Origin of the sequence: Pseudomonas violetae (assembly GCF_023072615.1) — a bacterium.
Classification (GTDB): Bacteria; Pseudomonadota; Gammaproteobacteria; order Pseudomonadales; family Pseudomonadaceae; genus Aquipseudomonas; species Aquipseudomonas violetae.
On sequence record NZ_JAKNRW010000004.1, the window covers coordinates 303,033 to 324,670 of the forward strand.

Genomic DNA, 21,638 nt, shown 5'->3' on the forward strand with positions numbered 1-21,638 from the left:
TTACTCCGGCAGCAGGCTTTCGCCAGCGAACAACTCGGCTACCGTTTCACGGCGACGCACTTCAAATGCCTGATCACCGTCCACCAAGACTTCAGCGGCGCGGCCGCGAGTGTTGTAGTTGGAACTCATGACAAACCCATATGCGCCCGCCGAATGCACGGCCAGCAGATCACCTTCTTCCAGCGCCAGTTGACGATCCTTTGCCAGGAAGTCGCCGGTCTCGCAGATCGGTCCGACGATGTCGTAGGCACGGCCAGCGCAGGCGCGTGGGCGCACGGCAGTGACGTCCATCCAGGCCTGGTACAGCGCCGGACGGATCAGGTCGTTCATGGCGGCATCGACGATGGCAAAATCTTTGTGTTCGGTGTGCTTGAGGTACTCGACCTGGGTCAGTAACACGCCGGCGTTGGCCACGATGAAGCGGCCCGGTTCGAACACCAGCGCCAGGTCGCGACCGTCCAGGCGTTCGCGCACGGCCTTGATGTAGTCGGCCGCCAATGGCGGCTCTTCATCGCGATAACGTACACCCAGGCCACCACCCAGGTCGATATGACGCAGGTAGATGCCACAATCGCCGAGACGGTCGACCAGGCCCAGCAGGCGGTCGAGGGCATCGATGAAGGGCGGCAGGGTGGTCAGCTGGGAGCCAATGTGGCAATCGACGCCGAGCACTTCCAGGTTCGGCAGTTGAGCGGCGCGGACATACACGTCTTCGGCGTCGGCGATGGCGATGCCGAACTTGTTTTCCTTGAGTCCGGTGGAGATGTAGGGGTGAGTGCCCGCATCGACGTCCGGGTTGACGCGCAGCGAGATCGGCGCGCGAACGCCCAGCTCGGCGGCCACGACTTGCAGGCGTTCAAGCTCGTCGATGGATTCGACGTTGAAGCAGTGCACGCCGACTTCCAGGGCGCGACGCATGTCGTCACGGGTCTTGCCGACTCCGGAGAACACAATGTTGTCCGCGCTGCCACCAGCGGCCAGCACTCGCTCCAGTTCACCACGGGAGACGATGTCGAAACCGGCGCCGAGACGCGCCAGGACATTCAGAACACCCAGGTTGGAGTTGGCCTTGACCGCATAGCACACCAGGTGTGGCGTGCCGGCCAGCGCGTCGGCGTAAGCCAGGTACTGGGCCTCGATATGCGCGCGGGAGTAGACATAGGTTGGTGTGCCAAAGCGTTCGGCGATGGCGGACAGGGCAACACCTTCCGCGAACAGCTCACCGTCACGGTAGTTAAAAGCGTCCATGAGTTTCCCTTATTGGTAGACGTCGTGCTTGTGGGCTTTCGACGCAGGCTGCTGCTGAGACGACTTGGCCTGCTCGACAGGATCCTGGGTATCGTCAGGCAGGTACAGCGGGCCTTTTTGCCCACAGGCTGACAAAAGGCAGGCAACCGCAGCGAGCGCAGCAAGGGAAGAGATCAGGCGCTTCATGGCGAAATCCTTGAAAATGCTTTAATTGGGCCGGAGTATACCGGCCACCCGGCAGCTTGCCTATGCGACGGCCCTCCCGTCTGGCGGGGCTGTGCCCGATGCGGGCACCGCCGCTGCAAACCCTGTGGGAGCAAGCCCGCTCCTACAGATGTACCATATCGACCCTTGATCGTTATCCTTTGCAATCGCCGGGGCTCGCCCGTATCTTGCGGCGCTTGAGCGCGAGTAGACACTTTATGAGGTTGCCGTAATGAGTTTGACTGAAGCCCGTTTCCACGATCTGGTCGATGCCACCCAGCAAACGCTGGAGGATGTATTTGACGACAGCGACCTGGACATCGATCTGGAGAGTTCGGCTGGCGTGTTGACCGTGAAGTTCGAAAACGGCAGCCAGTTGATCTTCAGTCGCCAGGAACCGTTGCGTCAGCTGTGGCTGGCCGCGGTGTCCGGTGGTTTCCACTTCGACTACGACGAAGAGAGCGAGCGCTGGATGTGCGACAAGAGCGAAGAGCAACTCGGCGAGATGCTCGAGCGCATCGTCATGCAGCAAGCCGGTGCTGAATTCGATTTCGAAGGTTTGTAAGCGGTGGCCGAGCCTGCATCTGTTCGTCCGCCCAAGCCGCTCTACAGCAATGTCAGCCCAGCGGTGCCCTCGCCGTGCAGTGGTGTGTGTCGGCTGGACGAGCAGAAAGTTTGCCTGGGGTGTTTTCGCCATGTCGAAGACATTCGCGAATGGCGTTCGGCGGATGATGAGCGCAGGCGGGTGATCTGTGCGCAGGCCGCCAATCGCAAGCCGAAGCCACCGGCTTGTATATTTATTGAGCTGTGATAGTGTCCGGGTACGCCTCAACCCATCGAGGCTCGTGAAAACCCCGCCTTTTTCTGGCGGGGTTTTGCTTTTTTCGTGCAGAAGAAAGGAGTCTGCCCTGATCATGACCGCACCTTCCATCACCCTTACCCGTTTGGACGTGCAACGTCTGGAGCGCCTGATCGACAGCCTGGATGACACCCTGCCGGGCGTTATCGCGCTGCAAACCGAACTGGATCGCGCCGATACCCTGGTCGGACACGAAGATGTGCCTGCCGATGTCGTGACCATGAATTCCAAAGTGCATTGCCGAGAGGAAAGCAGCGGCAAGGACTATCACCTGACCCTGGTTTACCCCAAGGATGCCAACGCCGACGAAGGCAAGATTTCCATCCTGGCACCCGTCGGCAGCGCGCTGCTGGGCCTCAAGGTCGGTCAGCACATCGACTGGCCCGCGCCGGGTGGCAAGACCTTGAAGCTGACCCTGTTGGAAGTTGAATCCCAGCCTGCCAATGGCGGTGATTTCCCGGAATAAGATTCCTCAGACCTGCTCGAGCGCCTCGTTCAATGCGCGCTCCAGGTCGGCTTTGTAACCGAGGTATAAATTGCTTGAGCCCTGATCATCACCGGCCAGGCCCGACAGGTCCAGATCGGTGATGTAACATCGATAACGTTCGGTTTCCCGGCGTTGCTCGACAATTTCCCGGGCCACCACGCTGAACAGCTGATCGCCATGTTCCAATTCCGAAAACTCGCGCTGATTACAGTACAAAGTGACTTGCACCTTGCCGGCCAGGGCTTTGCCGACGATGGCCTGCACGTCGTAGAACGGCTGGTTGAGCGGAACCTCTGGCGCCGGTCGGCTTTCGACCCGGCGAGGGCGCGCCGGCCCTGACGGCAACACTTGGTAATATTGTATTTCCAGGCTCGATGGCTCTGCGCCACTCATCGGCAGCAAGGCTTCGCGTCGAAACTGGATTGACTGCAGGAAACGCTGCAGCGGCACCAGCAGGCTCTGTTCGTCGTGATAGGGCAGGCGCTGCTGCCACAAGGCGTTGAATTCATCCAGCACGTAGATATCTGCCTGGTCGTCATGCATCCGGTAGAACACCTGGATGCAGGCGGGCTGGCCCATGGGCAGGATCAGCGCCAGGTCGTGGTCGGCCAGTGCCATGGGGTCCAGGTGCAGCGGGCTGTAGCTCGTTTGTTCCTTGGCAAGGTAGTCGACCAGCTCAGTCAGTGTGCCCAAGGCAACATGTTTGACCTGGCCCGGCACGAGTTCCAACACGTGATAGTGCTGCTGGACCTGAAGCAGGTAGCGATGATTGAGGCGGCTCAGCAGAAGATCATGCGCACTGTCGATGATCTCTTCGACTCGCTGGGCGATGAACTGCGCGCGGTTGTGGCAGAAGCAGCGCACGCGCAACCTGGGTTGCTGCGGGACATTCGGCAAATGGTTGAGGTAATCGCACAGGCAGTCGAGCAGGGCGTGGGGGCCGTCGAAGCGGTTGACCAGCACTTCGTTCCAGCTGTTGAGCGTGACCTGATCCAGGGTCAGCACCAGGTTCTCGCGCACCCCGGCGTAGCTCAGGGAGTCCGTACGTTCGGTGGTCATCAGGATATTCAGGTCGCGATGATGCTTGAGTGGATCCACGCCAACGTTTATCAGCAGCAACACTTCGCTCGGCACGGCGGCGCGCAGCAGCGGTTCCTCGGCGACGGCGGTCAGGGGTAGGGCGATGCTCTGTTGCAGGCTGCCGAGCAGGTTGAACAGCTCGAACTCGCTCAGGTCGCTGGCGCCCGGGTGTAGCGCCAGGCGAGTGCTATTGTCGATCACACCATTACGATGGCACCAAGTGAGCAATTCCAGTAGATGGCGGCTGCGCTTGATCGGCGCGAAATGCTCACACTCATGTGCGGCCAGGCTGCCGTTGTACAGGCCCCACTGGGTTTGTCCCGTTTCCTTCTTGTTCGGTGCGAACACCAGCGTCAACGTGTCTTCGGCCAGGTCCGGGGCAATCCCCGGGTTGATGAACTCGACCTTATTCGATTTGCGCTCGAAGGCTGCATACAGCCGGCGCCCCAGCACACTGAGGTCACGTTTGTTGATCAAGCTGGCGGTTTGTTCATTGCGGGCAAAACGGGTCAGGAAGCGATAGCTGTAGTTGAGTTCGCTGACCAGGGCCCGGCGTTCAGTACCGACCTGGCGGACTTTCCATTGGCTGCGGCTGTCGAGCAGGGCGAGTTGCCGATCGTCCCAGTTCCACTCATGGGCCAGGCGTTCAAGCAGCGAACGTTGCCAGCTCTGGGTGCGGTTGCTGCTCGCGGTCAGCTTGCGGTTGACCTTCAGGTACAGCGCGCGACGCACCAGCTCCAGGCGCTCCGACTCTCCTCGGGCCTTGAGGTATTCCTCGATGCGCCGGTAGACCACGACGTAGGGGTCCAGATCGTCAAGGTCGAGCTGGTTGGCAAATACCGCTTGCTTGAAACGCAGGCTGAGGCAATTGACTCTCGGGTGTTCGCTGGCGTAAACCTCGATCAATAGCAGTTTGAGCACTGATTTGTACGGGGATTCGACGCCCTTGAACAATTGCCATAGCCCCGCCCCGATGAATTCGCCAGGCGGGATGTAGGCCATGTGTCCCAGGTCCAGGGTCTCGTCGGCGCGGATGAAGCGCTTGGAGATCAGGGCATGGGTATACCGGTCGTAGTTCGCCTCTTCGTACACCGGTACCAACCACCAAATGGGGGTTCGACCCGCCAGCCAGATAGCCGTGCGATAGAACTCGTCCAGCAACAGGTAGTGCTGGGTGGTGCCGCAGTCTTCGGAGCTGAGCTGGTTATCACGCTCTCCTCGAACAAAGCGCGCCGGGTCTATCAGGAAAAAGTGCGCCTCGGCACCCTGGCTTGCGGCCCAGGTTTCCAGCAGGTGGCATTTCTTGCGCAGTTCGGCGAGTTCGTTCTCGGCCAAATCCGTTGCGTGGCACACCCAGACGTCCATATCGCTCTGGTCAGCCTGGGCCAGGGTGCCAAGACTGCCCATCAGAAACAGACCATGGATGGGGCGTGGCGGATTGCTGCCGTGGCGCGGCTTGTAGGAAAACGAGCGGGTCAGGCGCTGGGCATCAGCGAGGGTTGTGGCGTCCGGCTCGTAATTCGACAGCCCGGCCGGTGTGTTGCCCGAGACATAACCGGGCAGCAACGGATGATTGACGTGAAAGAACAGTGGCAGCAGCGTCAGAACGGCTTGCTGCCGGCTCGACAGGCCTTCAAGCGCGCGGGCGATGCGGGCTTCGTTGAGCGTAAGAAAACGTGCGCGCAGCTGGCTGAGTACCTTGCGGTCTATGCCTTCGTCCAGGTCGGGGCGGATTTCATGGTTGCGGGTCATGTCAGCTCAAACCGGCCCGGCAGGTACGGGCGTAAGTGATCTCGGGATAAGCGCAGTTTAGCGCCTTGGCCCGGGCACATTTAAGCTGATTTTGTTTTTCTGGCGTCAGATTTTTATCGTGCTGTGACGGTGTGTGGCAGAGGGTGCCCCCGGAAATCCCGTAGCAGGGGTTTCCGGGGGGCGATACAGCTAAATTCAGGCTGTTTCTTGGACGTTCAGGATGGTCAGCAGCGTTTGGATGTTTTGTGCGGCGTCACGACCGAGGCTGGTCAGATAACCGCCGTCAGGCTGATCGATCAGCTCTTTCTCAAACAGGCGTTGGGCAGCGGCAATGGCTTTAGGGGCAGCGGTCTGATGAATTTTCAAACCTTCCTGGGAACTGTCCAGGTTGAAGAGTGCGAGGATTTCCAGTTCGGCAACCAACTCAGGGGTAAGCGACATAAGGACTCCGGACTTTCTAGGAATTGGACGACAGCGCCCCTAAGGTGATCCGAGTTGTGCGGCATGTCCAGTGCTTGCAGTGGGGTTTTTTCGTCGCGGATGCTTTTCTGTAGGAGCGAGCTTGCTCGCGAAGATCGTGAACGATAAATCAGGAAACCTGACACCCAGCGGCGCTCTCAGGTTTTTCGCGAGCGAGCAGGGGTTATTTCTTTTCCGGGGGAAGCTCGGGCAGGGCGCGCAGCGCCGTTTCGTACCATTCTGTGTTGAACGCGCGGTCTTCTTCGAGGATTGCGTCGATTTCTACCGCCAGGACATGGGCCATCAGGTTCAAAATCTCTTCGCGTTCGTAACCCACCAGCGTCAGTTTGTTGAAGGTTGCCATGGCGGCAGGCGGGTTGTCGCTTTCAATCTGGTTTTCGATCGCTTCGACCAGGGTGTTCTCGGCGAACTCTTCTTCGTCGATCTCAATATCTGTTGGCTCGCTCATGGCAGGCTCCTCAAGTTAAGAAGGGCAGTTTACCTGCATTCAGCGCTGCGATGCTGCTGGCAAGAAGTGCAAGGGCGTTCTATAACTGGCGCTGCCAACCCCTGCACGGCCTGGAGGCTTTGTGATGCTCAAGCTTTACGGATTTTCTGTCAGCAACTATTACAACATGGTCAAACTGGCACTGCTGGAAAAGGGACTGCCGTTCGAAGAAGTGCCATTTTATGCAGGCACCAGCTCCGAAGCTCTGACCATCAGCCCGCGCGGCAAAGTGCCGGTGCTGGGCGTCGAACAGGGTTTCGTCAATGAAACCGCTGTAATCCTTGATTACATAGAGCAAAGCCAGACGGGCAAGCCATTGCTGCCGAGCGATCCATTCGAGCGGGCCCAGGTGTTAGCGCTGGCCAAGGAAATCGAGCTGTACATCGAATTACCAGGCCGCGCTTGCTACCCCGAGGCATTTTTCGGCATGCCGGTAGCGGATGCGATCAAGGAGAAGACCAAGGCGGAGTTGCTGCTGGGGTTTGCCTCGCTGGCCAGGCACGCCAAGTTCGCCCCTTATGTGGCGGGTGATAGCCTGAGCGTGGCGGATCTGTATTTTCTGTACAGCGTACCGCTGGCGTGCGCAGTGGCGAAGAAGTTGTTCGACTTGGATTTGCTGGCTGAGCTGCCGGCGGCCAAGGCGCTGCTGGAGCGTCTGGAGCAGAACCCGCATGTGCAGCGGATTGCGAAGGACAAGGAGGCGGGAATGCCGGCGTTTATGGCGATGGTTGCGTCCAAGAGGTAGGTTTTGTAGCGCTCTGAAGTCAGTCATAGCGGGCAAGCCTGCTCCCACAAGGATCCCTGTTGGCCAACGATCTGTGGCAACCAGAGAAACCTGTGGGAGCGGGCTTGCCCGCGATGTTTCTAGCGGCTGGCGAGCAGTGTCTGGCCGCGAACCACAGCCTTTTTTACCTGAGCCGGCGCAGTCCCGCCGATATGGTCACGGGCATTCACCGAGCCTTCAAGTGTCAGCACCGCAAACACGTCCTGATCGATCTGGTCGCTGAACTTGCGCAGCTCTTCCAGGCTCATTTCCGCCAGATCCTTGCCGCTCTCCACGCCGTATTTCACGGCATGGCCAACAATTTCGTGGCAGTCACGGAACGGCAGCCCACGACGGACCAGGTAATCGGCCAGGTCAGTTGCAGTGGAAAACCCGCGCAGGGCTGCTTCGCGCATAATGGCGTGCTTGGGTTTGATCGCCGGGATCATGTCGGCGAAAGCCCGCAGCGAGTCGCGCAAAGTGTCGGCGGCGTCGAAGAGTGGTTCCTTGTCTTCCTGGTTGTCCTTGTTGTAGGCCAATGGCTGGCCTTTCATCAGGGTCAGCAGGCCCATCAATGCGCCGAACACTCGGCCGGTCTTGCCGCGAACCAGCTCTGGCACGTCCGGGTTTTTCTTTTGTGGCATGATCGAGCTGCCGGTGCAGAAACGGTCCGGCAGGTCGATGAATTGGAACTGCGCGCTGGTCCACAGCACCAGTTCTTCGGAGAAGCGCGACAGGTGCATCATTGCGATACTTGCGGCCGAACAGAATTCGATGGCGAAGTCGCGATCAGATACGTTGTCCAGTGAGTTGCCGCCGACGGCGTCGAAATTCAGCAATTGGGCGGTGTACTCGCGGTCGATCGGGTATGTGGTACCGGCCAGCGCAGCGCTACCCAAGGGCATGCGGTTGGTGCGCTTGCGGCAGTCGACCAGACGCTCGTAATCGCGGCTGAGCATTTCGAACCAGGCCAGCATGTGGTGCCCGAAAGTCACCGGCTGTGCGGTTTGCAGGTGGGTGAAGCCCGGCATGATACTGCCGGCTTCACGCTCGGCCTGTTCCAGTAGCCCTTGTTGCAGGCGGGTGATTTCGGCGAGGATCAGGTCGATCTCGTCACGCAGCCACAAGCGGATGTCGGTCGCGACCTGGTCGTTACGGCTGCGCCCGGTGTGCAGTTTTTTACCGGTCACGCCGATGCGATCGGTCAGGCGCGCCTCGATGTTCATGTGCACGTCTTCGAGGTCGATGCGCCAGTCAAATTGCCCGGCCTCGATTTCACGCTGGATGGTGTTCAGGCCATCGATGATGCTGTCACGCTCGGCATCAGTCAGTACGCCGACCTTGGCCAGCATGGTAGCGTGGGCGATTGAGCCCATGATGTCGTGACGATACAGGCGCTGGTCGAAGGTGACGGAGGCGGTGAAGCGGGCGACGAAGGCGTCGACGGGTTCACTGAAGCGGCCGCCCCAGGACTGATTGGTCTTGTCAGTGCTCATGAATTCGCTCGTATCGGGTGAAATAAAGTGACGTTGAAAGCTGTGACGGATAATAACAGGGTTGCAAAGCCTGTCGCTGACACTGGTCGACAGGAATAATTTCTGATGTCCTGAGCCATGGTCAGATCTGCGTTTCAACAATTTGCACAACGATATTTTTCGATTGAGCAATATCGTCCCGGCAACCGTCTACAGTTGGACAAAGGGATCAGCGCAATTCCGGGCGCTGCAACTGACTATAAAAAGAGGGGGTGTTCATATTGTGTATCAGCAAACCCTACGGAGATACCTCGCCAACGCGGGCCTGGGCTGACAATTGCCAGGAAGATGAAAATTTAGCCGTCGTTCCAGCGGCACTTTTTGGCCCTCGCGCTAGTCTTAGCGTGGATCGCGGTGACGGACGTCACTTCACCTGTCTACGCTATCCTTGTGCGAGACTCACGCAGGAATCCAGCGCAATATGAATGTCCTGATCGTTGATGACGAACCCTTGGCCCGCGAGCGCCTGAGCCGAATGGTTGGCGAACTCGAGGGATACAGCGTCCTGGAGCCTAGCGCCACGAACGGCGAAGAGGCGTTGGCACTGATCGACAGCCACAAGCCGGATATCGTGTTGCTCGATATCGGCATGCCAGGCCTTGATGGCCTGCAGGTGGCTGCAAGATTGTGCGAGCGCGAAACCCCGCCCGCCGTGGTGTTTTGCACAGGGCCCGATGAATTTGCCGTGGAAGCCTTACAGGCCAGCGCCGTAGGCTATCTGGTGAAACCTGTGCGCACCGAACACTTACAAGAAGCGTTAAAAAAAGCCGAGCGCCCCACTCGCGTCCAGTTGGCCGCACTGACCCGTCCCGCCGCCGAGACCGGCAGCGGTCCGCGAAGTCATATCAGCGCCAGAACCCGTAAGGGCATCGAGCTGATCCCGCTGGGGCAGGTGGTCTATTTTATCGCCGATCACAAATACGTGACCTTGCGCCACGAGGGCGGCGAAGTGCTGCTCGACGAGCCACTCAAGGCACTTGAGGATGAATTCGGCGATCGGTTCGTGCGTATCCATCGTAATGCTCTGGTGGCCCGCGAGCGCATTGAACGCCTTCAACGTACCCCTCTTGGCCATTTCCAGCTGTACCTCAAGGGCTTGAACGGTGATGCGCTGATCGTCAGTCGCCGTCACGTGGCGGGCGTGCGAAAAATGATGCAACAGCTTTAACTCGCGGTTCACAAGCGTTTTATCCGGCTGCTTGCAGGACATTCGAGGCCAGGGAGGCCACTACGCTTCTGATACAAGTCAAAGTGGATTTGACTGAGCTGTTATTATCCGCCGTATCTATTCAGTACGGATTGATCCATGTCCTCTCGCGAAATCCGCATCGCCACCCGTAAAAGTGCTCTCGCCCTGTGGCAGGCCGAATATGTCAAAGCCCGCCTGGAGCAGGCCCATCCGGGACTGCTTGTGACGCTGGTGCCAATGGTCAGTCGCGGCGACAAGCTGCTCGACTCGCCGCTCTCGAAAATCGGTGGCAAAGGCCTGTTCGTCAAGGAGCTGGAAACGGCGCTGCTGGAAAATGAAGCAGACATCGCCGTGCACTCAATGAAAGATGTGCCGATGGATTTCCCCGAAGGCCTGGGGTTGTTCTGTATCTGCGAGCGCGAAGATCCACGCGACGCTTTCGTCTCCAATACCTACGCCAGCCTGGATGAGCTGCCTGAGGGCAGCATCGTAGGCACCTCCAGCCTGCGTCGCCAGGCTCAGTTGCTGACTCGTCGCCCGGACTTGGAAATCCGCTTTCTGCGCGGCAACGTCAATACGCGCCTGGCCAAACTCGATGCCGGTGAATATGACGCGATCATCCTGGCGGCTGCCGGCCTGATTCGACTGGGCTTCGAAGACCGCATCACCTCTGCCATCAGTGTCGACGACAGCCTGCCTGCCGGCGGCCAGGGCGCAGTGGGCATCGAGTGCCGCAGCGTCGATACGAAAATCCAGGCCTTGCTGGCGCCATTGCACCACCAGGACACCGCGACTCGTGTCATCGCCGAGCGAGCCCTCAACAAGCATTTGAATGGCGGCTGCCAGGTGCCAATCGCCTGCTACGCCGTACTTGAAGGCGAGCAGATCTGGTTGCGCGGCCTGGTGGGTGACCCGAGCGGCGGCCTGCTGCTCAGCGCCGATGCGCGTGCTCCACGCAGCGAAGCCGAGTCCCTGGGTGTGCAAGTGGCCGAAGACCTCTTGAGCCAGGGTGCTGATGACATCCTGAAAGCGGTCTATGGCGAGGCAGGTCACGAGTGACTCGCTGGCGGCTGTTGCTGACGCGTCCCGCCGATGAGTCGCTGGCGCTGGCAAGCGTGTTGACTGAGGCGGGAATTTTCAGCAATAGCTTGCCGCTTTTGGATATAGAACCGCTTCCCGTTTCTGCCAACATGCGCGATGTGATCCAGGCTCTGGATCGCTTTGATGCTGTGATAGTGGTCAGCAAGCCAGCCGCCAGAATCGCCGTTGAATTGCTCAGCCAGCACTGGCCCGAGCCCCTTGCGTTGAAGTGGTTCAGCGTCGGCGCGGCTACGGCGCAGATCCTCTGCGAGCAGGGGCTGGATGTCAGCTTTCCCAAGGGTGGCGATGACAGCGAAGCACTGCTCCAGCATGGCGCGTTTTGCCAGGCAATCGCCAGACCTGCTTCGCGGGTACTGATCATGCGCGGAGAGGGCGGGCGCGAGCTGCTCGCTGAGCGTTTGCGCGAGCTTGGTGCTAGTGTCGAGTATCTGCAGTTGTACCGTCGCGAGCTGCCAGACTATCCGCCGGCGACGCTGCCTGAGCGGATCCGGGCGGAACGCTTGAACGGGCTGGTGGTCAGCAGTGGACAGGGTTTTGAGCACTTGCATCGATTGGCTGGCGATACCTGGCCGCAATTGGCGCAGTTGCCGTTGTTTGTACCGAGCCCCCGGGTCGCCGAAATGGCGCGTGCCGCTGGGGCGCAAATAGTTGTGGATTGTCGTGGCGCCAGTGCCGCGGCTTTGCTGACGGCGTTACGGGAGCATCCCGAACCCGTTCTCTAATGCAAAGGATGGATACGTGAGCGAAACAGCCTTGCCAAAAGATGACGTCCAGCCAGTGCTGCATGCCCCGGTTGAAGATCCGATTGATACCGTGCCACCTGCACCTGTGCAGCGCCGTGGCAATGGCCTGGCAATCGTCGCGCTGTTGCTGGGCGCGGCCGGTATCGCCGTCGGCGGTTGGGGTGTCTGGCAGGTGCGTCACCTGCAGGCCAATAACCAACAGCAACTGAACCAGGTGCAGGCGTTGAGCGATCAGGCGCAGAGCCTGAAACTCAATGAGCAGCGCCTGAGCGCCCGCCTGGAGCAACTGCCCCCCGCTGATGAACTGGAAGCTCGCAGTCGCCTGGTGGCTCAGTTGCAAGGTGATCAGCAGCGCCTGAACCAGCGCCTGGAAACCGTCCTCGGTGCCAGCCGCAAGGACTGGCGCCTGGCGGAGGCCGAGCATTTGTTGCGCCTCGCCAGCCTGCGTCTGTCTGCATTGCAGGACATCAGTAGCGCTCAGGCCCTGGTCCAGGGCGCCGACGAGATTCTGCGAGAGCAGAACGACCCGGGCTCCTTTGCTGCCCGCGAGCAGGTGGCCAAGACCCTGGTCGCGCTGCGCAGCACCGAGCAGCCGGACCGCACCGGGCTGTTCCTGCGATTGGGTGCATTGCGCGATCAGGTGATCAACCTCACCGAACTGGCGCCTGAGTACAAGGATCGTGGCGAGTCGTTGCTGGGCTTGACCGCCGATGGCGACGGCGCCAGCCGCTGGGCTGAGTGGTGGGATCAGATATCGCGCTACATCCGCATCGACTTCAATGCCGACAAGAACGTTCGCCCATTGCTGGCGGGCCAAAGCCTCAGCCAGGTGCGCCTGGCGTTGAGTCTGGCCCTGGAACAGGCGCAGTGGGCCGCGCTGAATGGTCAGGGCCCGGTCTACACCCAGGCCCTGGCCGAAGCGCGGGACGTGCTCAAGGGCAACTTCAACCCGGACAATCCGCAAAGCAAAGTGATGCTTGAGCAGGTGAGTGAGCTGAGCAAGCAGCCCGTGACCGTGGTCACACCAGACCTCACTGGCACGTTGAGCGCGGTGCAAGGGTATCTGGAGCGACGCAACATCAACGCCGAGGACTCCGTCAAGCCAATGGCCAAGCCTGCCGCTGACACCGCGCAGGAGGCCACGCCATGAAACGCCTGTATGTGATCGTGTTTCTGGTGATTGCCGCCGCTGCCGCGCTGGGCCTGGCGATTGCCGAGCATTCCGGCTACGTACTGGTCGCCTACAAGAGCTTCCGTTTCGAATCGAGCCTGTGGGCGACCCTCGCGCTGATAGCCGTTTTGTGGCTGGTAGTTTGGGGCATCAAGGCGCTGATCGAGCTGGTGATGACATCCAGTGGCGTGGTCAATCCCTGGTCGCGGCGCAATCGCAGTCGGCGCGTGCAGGTTGCAATCGAACATGGCCAGCTGGATCTGGCAGAGGGCCGTTGGGCCAGTGCACAGCGTCACCTGCACCGAGCTGCGGAAGCCGAGCGCCAACCGCTGCTCTACTATCTCGGGGCAGCCCGCGCGGCCAACGAACAAGGCAAGTACGAAGAGAGCGACAATCTGCTCGAGCGTGCGCTTGAGCGTCAGCCTCAGGCCGAGCTGGCCATTGCCTTGAGTCATGCGCAGCTTCAGACCGACCGAGGCGACACCGAGGGTGCCCTGGCGACGCTGCAAGCCATGCACGAGCGCCATCCGCACAACGTCCAGACGCTGCGTCAGTTGCAACGCCTGCATCAACAACGGGGCGATTGGTCGGCGGTGATCCGGCTGTTGCCAGAGCTGCGCAAGGACAAGGTGCTGCCATCTGCCGAACTGGCTGATCTGGAACGTCGAGCCTGGGGTGAGAACCTGTCCCTGGCAGCGCAGCGTGAAGAGGACGGCACCGTCGGCCTGCAGTCGCTCAATAGAGCCTGGCAGAAGCTGACGTCGGCCCAGCGCCAGGAGCCGCAACTGGTGCTGGCCTACGCTGAGCAGCTACGCCAACTGGGTGCCCAGGTGGAGGCGGAAGAGATTCTGCGCACGGCGCTCAAGCGTGATTACAACAGCCATCTTGCGCGCCTCTACGGGCTGGTCCGCGGCAGCGATCCGGTTCGGCAGTTGCAAACTGCCGAGGGCTGGCTCAAGGATCATCCGGCCGATCCGAGCCTGCTCCTGACACTGGGTCGCCTGTGCCTGCAAAGCAGTTTGTGGGGCAAGGCACGAGACTATCTGGAGAGCAGCCTGCGAGTGCAGCGTAATCCTGAAGCCTGCGCAGAGCTGGCGCGGTTGCTGGCGCAATTGGGTGATACCGAGCGCAGCAATCAGCTGTTCCAGGAAGGCTTGGGCTTGCTGGATGAACGCTTGCTGGCGGCACCGCTGCCGGTACCCGTCCACGGTTGATTTTGGGTGGGTGTTTGAGATGAGGGGGCTCGCTCCCTCATCGCAAAAAACGGCCTTGGCGGTGTCGGAATATTCCACTCAAAATGCTCAAACGGCTTAGTCCTACAGACGATTACATCAGATCCTAATACTCCTGTCGGTATTTCCCTCCTTCACTGTAGAACTCTCCCTGCTGTAGTGCCTTGAAAGGTCTGCTCGCTTTCCTCTAACGTAATCGCCTGTCTCTTACTGTTACGGAAATGCCATGTCTTTGGCCCGCTCACGCTCCTTGTTCTTCATGGCTTTCGTCGCAGGTGCCCTGGCGTTGGGCATTTCCTATTACCTGGAATATGCGGTCGGCCTCAGGCTGTGCGGCCTGTGTATCCTGCAGCGAGGCTGTCTGTGGTTGCTCACGGGGCTGTGCCTGTCTGCTTCAGTGCATGGCCCTGAGCGTGCGGGTACGCTGGTGTATTGGTTGTTGGTGTTGATCTGCAGTCTGGCGGGAACGGTCATAGCATGGCGTCAAGTCTTGCTACAGAGCGATCCGCTGCATCACCTGGACGACTGCTCGACGACTCTGGCCGAGGCTTTTGCCAGCACAACCTGGCCGGGTGCAGTGAAACTGATGTTCGAAGGTACCTTCGATTGTGCCGAGATTTCCTGGACGCTGTTCGACCTGAGCATCCCGGAGTGGAGTCTGCTGTTCTTCTTTGCGGTGACAATTGTGGTTGTTTATCAACCACTCGGACTTCTGTGGACCACCTTACGGCGACCACTCGGCGGTGAGTCGTCGCAGCGAAGTCTGGTGCGCGATTAAACACTTGTATGAACTTTATCTCCTGCGTACCTTGAAGCCACAGTCGCGCGGGCATAATCTGGCCCGCACGTGTCATTGGAATTATGTTGCTCGAATGACGCTCTGCCTGATCGATCCTTGACCTTCAAGTGCGTGACAGGTGTAGAGCAGCATGACCCACAAGGGAAGAGAGATCACCATGCTCGAAAGTTGTCAGAATGCTCAAGAACGATGGGGTGGAGTGCATCTGCTGATCGATCGCTGGTTGCAGGAGCGTCACGAACTGGTGCGGGCTTATGATGGTCTCGGCGAAAAGCCCGAGGCGCTTAGCGAAAACCGCAAGCCTTTGCAGGAGTTCTGCGGTGTGCTGGTCGATTACGTTTCAGCCGGGCATTTCGAGATATACGAACAGCTGACAGGGGAGGCTAAGGCCTTCAATGACAAGCGTGGGCTGGAACTGGCCGAGACCCTTTACCCGCGAATCGACGTCATCACTGAAAAGCTGCTTGCGTTCAACGACCTGTGCGACGCTGGCAAATGCGTGGCAGAGAAGTTCAAGGAACTTGGTGGTTTGTTGCACGAGCGCTTCGAATTGGAAGACTGCCTGATCGAAGTGTTGCACACTGCGCACAAGGAAGAAGATCCGGTTCAGGCCTGAACCTCTTCGTGCAGGACTTGAAAAACGGTGCGCTCGGCGCGCCGTTTTTTGTGCCTGGAATTCAGCCTTTCGCGCCGCGTAATTCCACCTCGAATACCAGTGGCGTGAATGGCGCAATCAGGTCGCCAGCACCGTCGGCGCCATAGGCTTGCGCCGATGGAATCACCAGCCGCCATTTCGCGCCCACCGGCATATTCTGCAGCGCAGTACGCCAGCCTGAGATCACGCTGTCCAGGCTGAACCACTGCGGCTGTCTGTTCTGATCGAACACCGTGCCGTCGGGCAGGCGTCCGATGTACAGCACCTGTACCTTGCCGTTCGGACCGGCCTTTGCGCCGTCACCTGCCGCGAGTTCTGTCAGCAGGATGCCGTCGGCGATTTCACGAGCGCCTGGCCGAGCCTTTTCCTCGGTAAGAAAACGCTGTTCTTTGACGAGGGCAATTTCGCTGCGCGGCAGTGCCGGTGGCTCGGCAATTTGCGCTTCGTGTGCAGCCAGGATCTTCTCGATCTGCTCGTTTTTCAGTGCCAGGGTTTTACCCTGATAGGCCTGCTGCAAGCCGTCGAGCAGTGCCTGCAGTTGAAGCTCAGGCATCTCTTCGCGCAGGCGTTCCCCGAGGCTCGCACCCAGGCTGTAGGCAAGATCGTGAGCGTCGGTTTCGGTGGTTTCTTCCGCAGCCTGAGCCGCTGAAAAAAACACGCACAACGATAAAAAAAGATAACGCGACATGGGCACTCTCCGGCCTGAGATGCGGCCGATTATGCCAGTGTGAATGGCATGAACGGTGAACTGCTTTTACGCTGGAGAATAAGTTTTGCCGTCCGTTGCAACGCAACGCTTTCGATACTGTCAACATGCCCTAGCGGCGGTGTCTGCAGAGGTCTAGTATGAGCCGCACCCACGTCAGCCAGGAGGTAAACCATGTCGGCCACCAAGAAGCCTGTAAATACTCCGTTGCACTTACTCCAACAATTGTCGGGCAGTTTGCTCGAGCATTTGGAAACCGCTTGTTCGCAAGCCTTGGCTGATGCTGAAAAACTGCTCGCCAAACTGGAAAAACAGCGCGGAAAAGCGCAGGAAAAATTGCACAAATCCCGTACCAAATTGCAGGACGCTGCGGCGGCCGGCAAGGCGAAGGCGCAAGCCAAAGCCAAGAGTGGAGTGAAGGAACTTGAGGACCTGCTCGATGCCCTCAAGGATCGTCAGTCCGAGACCCGCAACTACATCCTGCAACTCAAGCGCGATGCTCAGGAAAGCCTGAAACTGGCCCAGGGTGTCGGTCGTGTTCAAGAGGCTGTCGGCAAGGTGTTGTCCCTGCGTTCGGCCAAGCCTGCTGCGGTACCTGCCAAGAAAGACGCAGCCAAATCGACTGGTGCAAAAGCACCGGCCAAGCCTGCTGCAAAACCCGCTGCAAAAGCACCGGTGAAAGCTGCCGTTAAAAAGCCTGTGGCTGCCAGTGCTGCCAAGCCGGCTGCTAAATCGGTCGCAGCCAAACCTGCTACCAAGCCAGCTGCCAAAACTGCTGCGGCAAAACCAGCAGCCAAGCCGGCGGCGAAAACCGCTGCTGCAAAAGCGCCTGCAAGACCTGCCGCGAAAACTGCCGCTGCCAAACCGGCTGCAGCAAAAACCGCAGCAGCCAAACCTGCTGCTAAAACGGCCGCTGCGAAACCTGCAGCTAAGCCAGCCGCAAAAACTGCGGCCAAACCTGCCGTTAAAACGGCCGCTGCAAAACCTGCAGTTGCCGCCAAACCGGCCTCCGCTGCGAAACCAGCCGCTGCAAAAACTGCCGCCAAACCAGCAGTGAAAAAACCCGCTGCTGCGAAGCCGGCTCCGACGCCTGCTGCCAAGCCGGCAGCGCCTGCATCATCGTCGACCTCGGCTTCGCCAACCACAGCCAGCACTTCGACCACCGCAGCGGCGCCAACGCCAGCGTCGGCGTCGAACCCAGGCACTACCCCAACCAGCGCTTCCTAAGTGCCGGTCACCGCGACGCGCAGCTGATGCAGCGCGTCGCGGCCAACGTTGGTGGTGTCCGCCGCGACACCTTCCAGCCAGGCCGTTGATCCGGCCTTGTCATTCTGCGGCCACTGCTGCGCGGTTTTTTCCAGTCGCAACAAAAGAACCCGCTCGCCTTCAAGTTCCAACGCCTTCACTTTTTCACGCAGGGAATTGAGATCGGTGTCGTCAGCTGCGCCGGCTTTCCATTGGCCGCGTAATGCACGAAGCGGCTGTATCACGCCTGCATCCCAGCGTTCGGCCACCTCCTGCAGTTGCCGCAATCGCGGTGCGTTACATACCACCCCTCGGTGCTCCAGCCACAACCCGCAAAGAAGCAGGCATACATTCGCACCTGCCGATTGCAGTTGCAGGCACGTCCGCTCGGCGCCAGGCCGGGCATATGCGTCAAGGGAAAAGCTCCACAGGTCAGAGGACATAGTGCTACTCGCGCCAGTTGCGAGCGAAGCTGGTAGACTCCGCCGCCATTATGATTCGACTTCAGAACCTGACTTTACAGCGTGGCCCGCAACGTCTGCTAGAAGACGCCGAGCTGACCCTGCACGCCGGCCACAAAGCCGGCCTCATCGGTGCCAACGGCGCCGGCAAATCGAGCCTGTTCGCCCTGCTTCGGGGTGAGCTGCACCCTGACTCGGGTGACTGCTTCCTGCCGGCCGACTGGCGCATCGCCCACATGCGCCAGGAAATCGAGACGCTCGAACGCATTGCGGTCGACTATGTGCTCGATGGCGACCTGCGCCTGCGTGAGGTGCAGCGTGACCTCGCGGCAGCGGAAGCGGCCCATGACGGTGCGGCTCAGGCCCGCCTGCACTCGGAGCTCGACAGTGCCGACGGCTACACCGCCGATGCCCGGGCTCGCAAGCTGCTGGCCGGCCTTGGGTTCACCAACGAACAGATGGATCGGCAGGTCGGGGATTTCTCCGGTGGTTGGCGGATGCGCCTGAACCTGGCGCAGGCACTAATGTGTCCCTCGGACCTGTTGCTGCTCGACGAACCCACCAACCACTTGGACCTTGACGCCATCATTTGGCTCGAGGAATGGCTAAAGAGTTATCCCGGCACCTTGTTGCTGATCTCCCACGACCGGGATTTCCTCGACGCCGTGGTCGACCACGTGGCCCATGTCGATCAGCGCAAGATCACCCTGTATCGCGGTGGCTACACCGCCTTCGAGCGTGCGCGCGCCGAACGCCTGGCCCAGCAACAGCAGGCCTACGAGAAGCAGCAGGCGCAGCGTGCGCACATGGAAAGCTACATCGCGCGCTTCAAGGCCCAGGCCACCAAGGCCCGTCAGGCCCAGAGCCGGATCAAGGCGCTGGAGCGGATGGAAGAGTTGTCGGCGGCCCATGTCGATTCGCCGTTCGACTTCGTTTTCCGTGAGTCGACGAAGATTTCCAGCCCGCTGATCGATCTGTCCGATGCCCGTCTGGGCTACGGCGAAAAAACCGTGCTGGAGAAGGTCAAGCTGCAACTGACCCCTGGCGCGCGCATCGGTTTGCTCGGGCCCAACGGCGCCGGTAAGTCGACCCTTATCAAGAACCTCGCGGGTGAGCTCGAACCCTTGGCCGGTCGACTGACCCGCGGTGAAAATACCGTCGTCGGTTACTTTGCCCAGCATCAGTTGGACTCCCTGGACGCCAAGGCCAGCCCGTTGCTGCACCTGCAGCGCCTGGCGCCCACCGAGCGCGAGCAGACGCTGCGGGACTTCCTCGGAGGTTTCGATTTTCGCGGTGCACGCATCGACGAGCCAGTGCTGAACTTTTCCGGCGGCGAGAAAGCTCGTCTTGCCCTGGCATTGATCGCATGGGATCGGCCGAACCTGCTGCTGCTCGACGAACCAACCAACCATCTTGACCTGGAAATGCGCCTGGCGTTGACCATGGCCCTGCAGGAATTCAGTGGTGCGGTATTGGTGGTCTCCCACGACCGCCATCTGCTCAAAAGCACCACCGACAATTTCTATCTGGTAGCCGATGGCAAGGTCGAGGAATTCGACGGCGATCTGGACGACTACACCCGTTGGCTGGTGGACTATCGCCAGCGCAACGCGCCGGTCAGCAACACGCCGGTCAATCCGGACAAGACCGACAAGAAAGCCCAGCGCCAGGCTGCCGCTGCATTGCGTCAGCAATTAGCGCCGCACAAGCGCGAGGCCGACAAGCTCGAAGCCGAACTGGGCAAGCTGCACGAAAAGTTGGCGAAGATCGACGTCAGCCTTGGCGACAGCGATATCTACGAACCCGCGCGCAAAAATGATTTGCGTGACCTGCTGGCTGAGCAGGCAAAGCTCAAAGTGCGTGAAGCCGAACTCGAGGAGTCCTGGATGGAAGCCCTCGAGTTGCTCGAAAGCATGCAGGCGGAGCTGGAGGCGTTGTCCTGATGGAGGCCTTCCGGCTGCCGCTGTCAGCCATGTGGATCGAGCCGTTGTGGCTTGTGTTGCAGATCCTGCTGATTCTGCTGGCGGGTTACTTCGCCCAGCGCTTTGTTGCCAAATGCCTGAATCGGCTGGGTGAGCGCTACCCGTTTCCCCCGCAGCTGTTGCTCCCGCTGCGGGGCGGCCTGCGCTGGCTGATCATGGGCAGTGCGCTGATTTTTGTGCTGGAGCGCCTGGGCGTGTCCGCCACTGTGCTGTGGACGGCATTGTCCGGTTTTGTTGCGGTCGCCGCCGTGGCGTTCTTTGCGATGTGGAGCGTGCTGTCCAACTTGCTGTGCGCGATTCTGATCTTCACCGTGGGGCCGTTTCGCATTGGCGACGTGGTTGAACTGGTCGATACCACCGACAAGCCTGGCGTGAAGGGGCGGGTGATCGCTATCAATCTGCTCTACACCACCTTGATCGAAGCCGAAGAACTGGGCACCGGTAGTGCCATGGTGCAAGTGCCCAACAGCCTGTTCTTCCAGCGTTCGGTTCGGCGGTGGCGGGGAAGTGACGTGTTTCCTTCGAGCGGGTTCGAGAAGTAAATCTTCGATTGTCTGAGCGCCCCATCGCGAGCAGGCTCACTCTCACCGGAATTGTGCAGTCCCTGTGGGAGCGAGCCTGGTCGCGATGGGGGCCGAAAACCTTACACATCCTGTAAAAATCTATGGCCAGCAGCCCAGAGCCGCATTAACTTAGACGTCTGTCACAAGGTTCTGAATCGAGGTGTGCGATGGAGCTTCAAACATGGCTGGCGTTCTTTGCGGCCTGCTGGGTGATTAGCCTGTCTCCCGGTGCCGGCGCCATTGCGTCGATGTCCAGTGGCCTGCAATACGGCTTCTGGCGCGGTTACTGGAACGCCCTCGGCCTGCAGATCGGCCTGGTGGTACAAATTGCCATCGTGGGTGCCGGTGTCGGCGCGATCCTCACTGCCTCGGCCACGGCGTTCTATGCGATCAAGTGGTTTGGCGTGGCCTACCTGGTTTTCCTTGCGGTCAAGCAATGGCGCGCACTGCCCAGTGACATGAGCGACGATGCAGCGGTTCGCCAGATCGGCAAGCCGATGGCCCTGGTGTTCCGTGGTTTCCTGGTGAACATCAGCAATCCCAAGGCCCTGGTGTTCATGCTGGCGGTGCTTCCGCAGTTCATTGACCCCCATGCGCCGCTGCTGATCCAGTATGCAGTGATCGGTGCCACCATGGTCTGCGTCGACTTGATCGTCATGGCCGGTTACACCGGTCTGGCGTCCAAGGTGTTGCGCATGCTGCGTACTCCGCAGCAGCAGAAGCGTATGAACCGTACGTTTGCCGGCTTGTTCATCGGCGCAGCAGCCTTCATGGCGACGTTGCGCAAAGCCGCAGCGTAAAACCCCTCGCAGCGAAGAAGGCGACCTCAGGGTCGCCTTCTTGTTAAGTTCTCCTATAGCAACTGCCGAAGGCCGCCTCCGACCCTGACGGCGTTC

The 21,638-nt window shown here is 59.9% G+C and carries 23 protein-coding genes and 1 pseudogene; 16 read left to right on the forward strand and 8 right to left on the reverse strand.

The features are described 5' to 3' along the window. Entirely contained in the window at positions 1 to 1,248 is a 1,248-nt protein-coding gene (lysA, locus tag L9059_RS08065) for a diaminopimelate decarboxylase (RefSeq protein ID WP_247289844.1), read from the reverse strand. A gap of 9 nt (positions 1,249 to 1,257) precedes the next feature. Then, entirely contained in the window at positions 1,258 to 1,434 is a 177-nt protein-coding gene (lptM, locus tag L9059_RS08070; protein WP_247289846.1) for an LPS translocon maturation chaperone LptM, read from the reverse strand. A gap of 250 nt (positions 1,435 to 1,684) precedes the next feature. On the opposite strand from lptM, the gene cyaY reads away from it, so the two are divergent. From cyaY to rnk, 3 genes are all read left to right on the forward strand, one after another. Continuing rightward, a complete protein-coding gene (gene cyaY / locus L9059_RS08075; protein ID WP_247289847.1) occupies positions 1,685 to 2,017 on the forward strand; it encodes an iron donor protein CyaY in 333 nt (110 codons plus the stop codon). Positions 2,018 to 2,020: 3 nt separating this feature from the next. Continuing rightward, the gene (locus L9059_RS08080; protein ID WP_247289849.1) at positions 2,021 to 2,263 is read left to right on the forward strand and encodes a DUF1289 domain-containing protein; all 243 of its coding nucleotides are present in this window, start codon (positions 2,021 to 2,023) and stop codon (positions 2,261 to 2,263) included. Between the two features lie 103 nt (positions 2,264 to 2,366). Beyond that, positions 2,367 to 2,777 carry a nucleoside diphosphate kinase regulator gene (gene rnk / locus L9059_RS08085; RefSeq protein WP_045059688.1) on the forward strand — a complete coding sequence of 137 codons (411 nt, stop codon included), beginning with the start codon at positions 2,367 to 2,369 and terminating at the stop codon, positions 2,775 to 2,777. 6 nt (positions 2,778 to 2,783) lie between these two features. Here the strand turns inward: rnk and L9059_RS08090 are convergent, their stop codons facing one another. From L9059_RS08090 to L9059_RS08105, 3 genes are all read right to left on the reverse strand, one after another. Then, the gene (locus tag L9059_RS08090) at positions 2,784 to 5,630 is read right to left on the reverse strand and encodes a class I adenylate cyclase (RefSeq protein ID WP_247289850.1); all 2,847 of its coding nucleotides are present in this window, start codon (positions 5,628 to 5,630) and stop codon (positions 2,784 to 2,786) included. Between the two features lie 195 nt (positions 5,631 to 5,825). Further along, positions 5,826 to 6,071 (reverse strand): TIGR02647 family protein, encoded by a 246-nt coding sequence (locus L9059_RS08095; RefSeq protein WP_247289851.1) that lies wholly within the window; start codon positions 6,069 to 6,071, stop codon positions 5,826 to 5,828. 202 nt (positions 6,072 to 6,273) lie between these two features. Next, positions 6,274 to 6,558 carry a hypothetical protein gene (locus L9059_RS08105; RefSeq protein WP_247289852.1) on the reverse strand — a complete coding sequence of 95 codons (285 nt, stop codon included), beginning with the start codon at positions 6,556 to 6,558 and terminating at the stop codon, positions 6,274 to 6,276. 124 nt (positions 6,559 to 6,682) lie between these two features. Here L9059_RS08105 and L9059_RS08110 point away from each other — a divergent pair, with 124 nt between their 5' ends. Further along, entirely contained in the window at positions 6,683 to 7,342 is a 660-nt protein-coding gene (locus L9059_RS08110) for a glutathione S-transferase family protein (RefSeq protein ID WP_247289853.1), read from the forward strand. Positions 7,343 to 7,461: 119 nt separating this feature from the next. On the opposite strand, the gene argH is transcribed toward L9059_RS08110, so the two are convergent. Continuing rightward, positions 7,462 to 8,856 (reverse strand): argininosuccinate lyase, encoded by a 1,395-nt coding sequence (gene argH / locus L9059_RS08115; RefSeq protein WP_247289854.1) that lies wholly within the window; start codon positions 8,854 to 8,856, stop codon positions 7,462 to 7,464. A 350-nt stretch (positions 8,857 to 9,206) separates the two neighbouring features. Between argH and L9059_RS30870 the strand changes: the two are divergent. From L9059_RS30870 to rsd, 8 genes and pseudogenes are all read left to right on the forward strand, one after another. After that, positions 9,207 to 9,320, forward strand: a pseudogene (locus L9059_RS30870) (sensor histidine kinase); the annotation flags it as partial. After that, the gene (locus L9059_RS08125) at positions 9,317 to 10,063 is read left to right on the forward strand and encodes a LytR/AlgR family response regulator transcription factor (RefSeq protein WP_247289855.1); all 747 of its coding nucleotides are present in this window, start codon (positions 9,317 to 9,319) and stop codon (positions 10,061 to 10,063) included. The pseudogene L9059_RS30870 and the gene L9059_RS08125, both read left to right, overlap by 4 nt. A 138-nt stretch (positions 10,064 to 10,201) precedes the next feature. Beyond that, positions 10,202 to 11,143, forward strand: coding sequence for a hydroxymethylbilane synthase (hemC, locus tag L9059_RS08130; RefSeq protein ID WP_247289856.1), 942 nt, complete (start codon positions 10,202 to 10,204; stop codon positions 11,141 to 11,143). Continuing rightward, a complete protein-coding gene (locus L9059_RS08135; protein WP_247289858.1) occupies positions 11,140 to 11,907 on the forward strand; it encodes a uroporphyrinogen-III synthase in 768 nt (255 codons plus the stop codon). The genes hemC and L9059_RS08135 overlap by 4 nt, the downstream gene beginning before the upstream one ends. Positions 11,908 to 11,923: 16 nt before the next feature. After that, the gene (locus tag L9059_RS08140) at positions 11,924 to 13,078 is read left to right on the forward strand and encodes a uroporphyrinogen-III C-methyltransferase (RefSeq protein WP_247289860.1); all 1,155 of its coding nucleotides are present in this window, start codon (positions 11,924 to 11,926) and stop codon (positions 13,076 to 13,078) included. Continuing rightward, complete coding sequence (locus L9059_RS08145; RefSeq protein ID WP_247289862.1) at positions 13,075 to 14,313, forward strand: heme biosynthesis protein HemY; 1,239 nt, start codon at positions 13,075 to 13,077, stop codon at positions 14,311 to 14,313. Before L9059_RS08140 ends, L9059_RS08145 begins: the two co-directional genes overlap by 4 nt. 244 nt (positions 14,314 to 14,557) lie before the next feature. Continuing rightward, positions 14,558 to 15,109, forward strand: a complete 552-nt coding sequence (locus L9059_RS08150) for a disulfide bond formation protein B (RefSeq protein ID WP_247289863.1) — start codon at positions 14,558 to 14,560, stop codon at positions 15,107 to 15,109. 178 nt (positions 15,110 to 15,287) lie between these two features. Continuing rightward, a complete protein-coding gene (rsd, locus tag L9059_RS08155; RefSeq protein ID WP_247290036.1) occupies positions 15,288 to 15,746 on the forward strand; it encodes a sigma D regulator in 459 nt (152 codons plus the stop codon). A gap of 61 nt (positions 15,747 to 15,807) precedes the next feature. On the opposite strand, the gene L9059_RS08160 is transcribed toward rsd, so the two are convergent. Then, a complete protein-coding gene (locus L9059_RS08160) occupies positions 15,808 to 16,473 on the reverse strand; it encodes an FKBP-type peptidyl-prolyl cis-trans isomerase (protein WP_247289865.1) in 666 nt (221 codons plus the stop codon). Positions 16,474 to 16,665: 192 nt separating this feature from the next. On the opposite strand from L9059_RS08160, the gene L9059_RS08165 reads away from it, so the two are divergent. Further along, positions 16,666 to 17,718 (forward strand): AlgP family protein, encoded by a 1,053-nt coding sequence (locus L9059_RS08165; RefSeq protein WP_247289867.1) that lies wholly within the window; start codon positions 16,666 to 16,668, stop codon positions 17,716 to 17,718. Here the strand turns inward: L9059_RS08165 and L9059_RS08170 are convergent. Then, the gene (locus L9059_RS08170) at positions 17,715 to 18,179 is read right to left on the reverse strand and encodes a TIGR02444 family protein (RefSeq protein ID WP_247289869.1); all 465 of its coding nucleotides are present in this window, start codon (positions 18,177 to 18,179) and stop codon (positions 17,715 to 17,717) included. The two genes, L9059_RS08165 and L9059_RS08170, sit on opposite strands and share 4 nt — an antisense overlap. Before the next feature lie 50 nt (positions 18,180 to 18,229). Here L9059_RS08170 and L9059_RS08175 point away from each other — a divergent pair, with 50 nt between their 5' ends. From L9059_RS08175 to L9059_RS08185, 3 genes are all read left to right on the forward strand, one after another. Next, positions 18,230 to 20,140, forward strand: coding sequence for an ATP-binding cassette domain-containing protein (locus L9059_RS08175; protein WP_247289870.1), 1,911 nt, complete (start codon positions 18,230 to 18,232; stop codon positions 20,138 to 20,140). Beyond that, a complete protein-coding gene (locus L9059_RS08180) occupies positions 20,140 to 20,721 on the forward strand; it encodes a mechanosensitive ion channel family protein (protein ID WP_247289872.1) in 582 nt (193 codons plus the stop codon). The genes L9059_RS08175 and L9059_RS08180 overlap by 1 nt, the downstream gene beginning before the upstream one ends. A 188-nt stretch (positions 20,722 to 20,909) precedes the next feature. After that, on the forward strand, positions 20,910 to 21,542 hold the full coding sequence (locus L9059_RS08185; protein WP_247289875.1) for a LysE family transporter: 633 nt from the start codon (positions 20,910 to 20,912) through the stop codon (positions 21,540 to 21,542). The last annotated feature ends 96 nt before the right edge of the window (positions 21,543 to 21,638 follow it).

Coding starts and splice junctions, on each gene's coding strand:
- lysA (WP_247289844.1), bottom strand. CDS start 1,248: ATGGACGCTTTTAACTACCGTGACGGTGAGCTGTTCGCGGAAGGTGTT.
- lptM (WP_247289846.1), bottom strand. CDS start 1,434: ATGAAGCGCCTGATCTCTTCCCTTGCTGCGCTCGCTGCGGTTGCCTGC.
- cyaY (WP_247289847.1), top strand. CDS start 1,685: ATGAGTTTGACTGAAGCCCGTTTCCACGATCTGGTCGATGCCACCCAG.
- rnk (WP_045059688.1), top strand. CDS start 2,367: ATGACCGCACCTTCCATCACCCTTACCCGTTTGGACGTGCAACGTCTG.
- L9059_RS08090 (WP_247289850.1), bottom strand. CDS start 5,630: ATGACCCGCAACCATGAAATCCGCCCCGACCTGGACGAAGGCATAGAC.
- L9059_RS08095 (WP_247289851.1), bottom strand. CDS start 6,071: ATGTCGCTTACCCCTGAGTTGGTTGCCGAACTGGAAATCCTCGCACTC.
- L9059_RS08105 (WP_247289852.1), bottom strand. CDS start 6,558: ATGAGCGAGCCAACAGATATTGAGATCGACGAAGAAGAGTTCGCCGAG.
- L9059_RS08110 (WP_247289853.1), top strand. CDS start 6,683: ATGCTCAAGCTTTACGGATTTTCTGTCAGCAACTATTACAACATGGTC.
- argH (WP_247289854.1), bottom strand. CDS start 8,856: ATGAGCACTGACAAGACCAATCAGTCCTGGGGCGGCCGCTTCAGTGAA.
- L9059_RS08125 (WP_247289855.1), top strand. CDS start 9,317: ATGAATGTCCTGATCGTTGATGACGAACCCTTGGCCCGCGAGCGCCTG.
- hemC (WP_247289856.1), top strand. CDS start 10,202: ATGTCCTCTCGCGAAATCCGCATCGCCACCCGTAAAAGTGCTCTCGCC.
- L9059_RS08145 (WP_247289862.1), top strand. CDS start 13,075: ATGAAACGCCTGTATGTGATCGTGTTTCTGGTGATTGCCGCCGCTGCC.
- L9059_RS08150 (WP_247289863.1), top strand. CDS start 14,558: ATGTCTTTGGCCCGCTCACGCTCCTTGTTCTTCATGGCTTTCGTCGCA.
- rsd (WP_247290036.1), top strand. CDS start 15,288: ATGCTCGAAAGTTGTCAGAATGCTCAAGAACGATGGGGTGGAGTGCAT.
- L9059_RS08160 (WP_247289865.1), bottom strand. CDS start 16,473: ATGTCGCGTTATCTTTTTTTATCGTTGTGCGTGTTTTTTTCAGCGGCT.
- L9059_RS08165 (WP_247289867.1), top strand. CDS start 16,666: ATGTCGGCCACCAAGAAGCCTGTAAATACTCCGTTGCACTTACTCCAA.
- L9059_RS08170 (WP_247289869.1), bottom strand. CDS start 18,179: ATGTCCTCTGACCTGTGGAGCTTTTCCCTTGACGCATATGCCCGGCCT.
- L9059_RS08175 (WP_247289870.1), top strand. CDS start 18,230: ATGATTCGACTTCAGAACCTGACTTTACAGCGTGGCCCGCAACGTCTG.
- L9059_RS08180 (WP_247289872.1), top strand. CDS start 20,140: ATGGAGGCCTTCCGGCTGCCGCTGTCAGCCATGTGGATCGAGCCGTTG.
- L9059_RS08185 (WP_247289875.1), top strand. CDS start 20,910: ATGGAGCTTCAAACATGGCTGGCGTTCTTTGCGGCCTGCTGGGTGATT.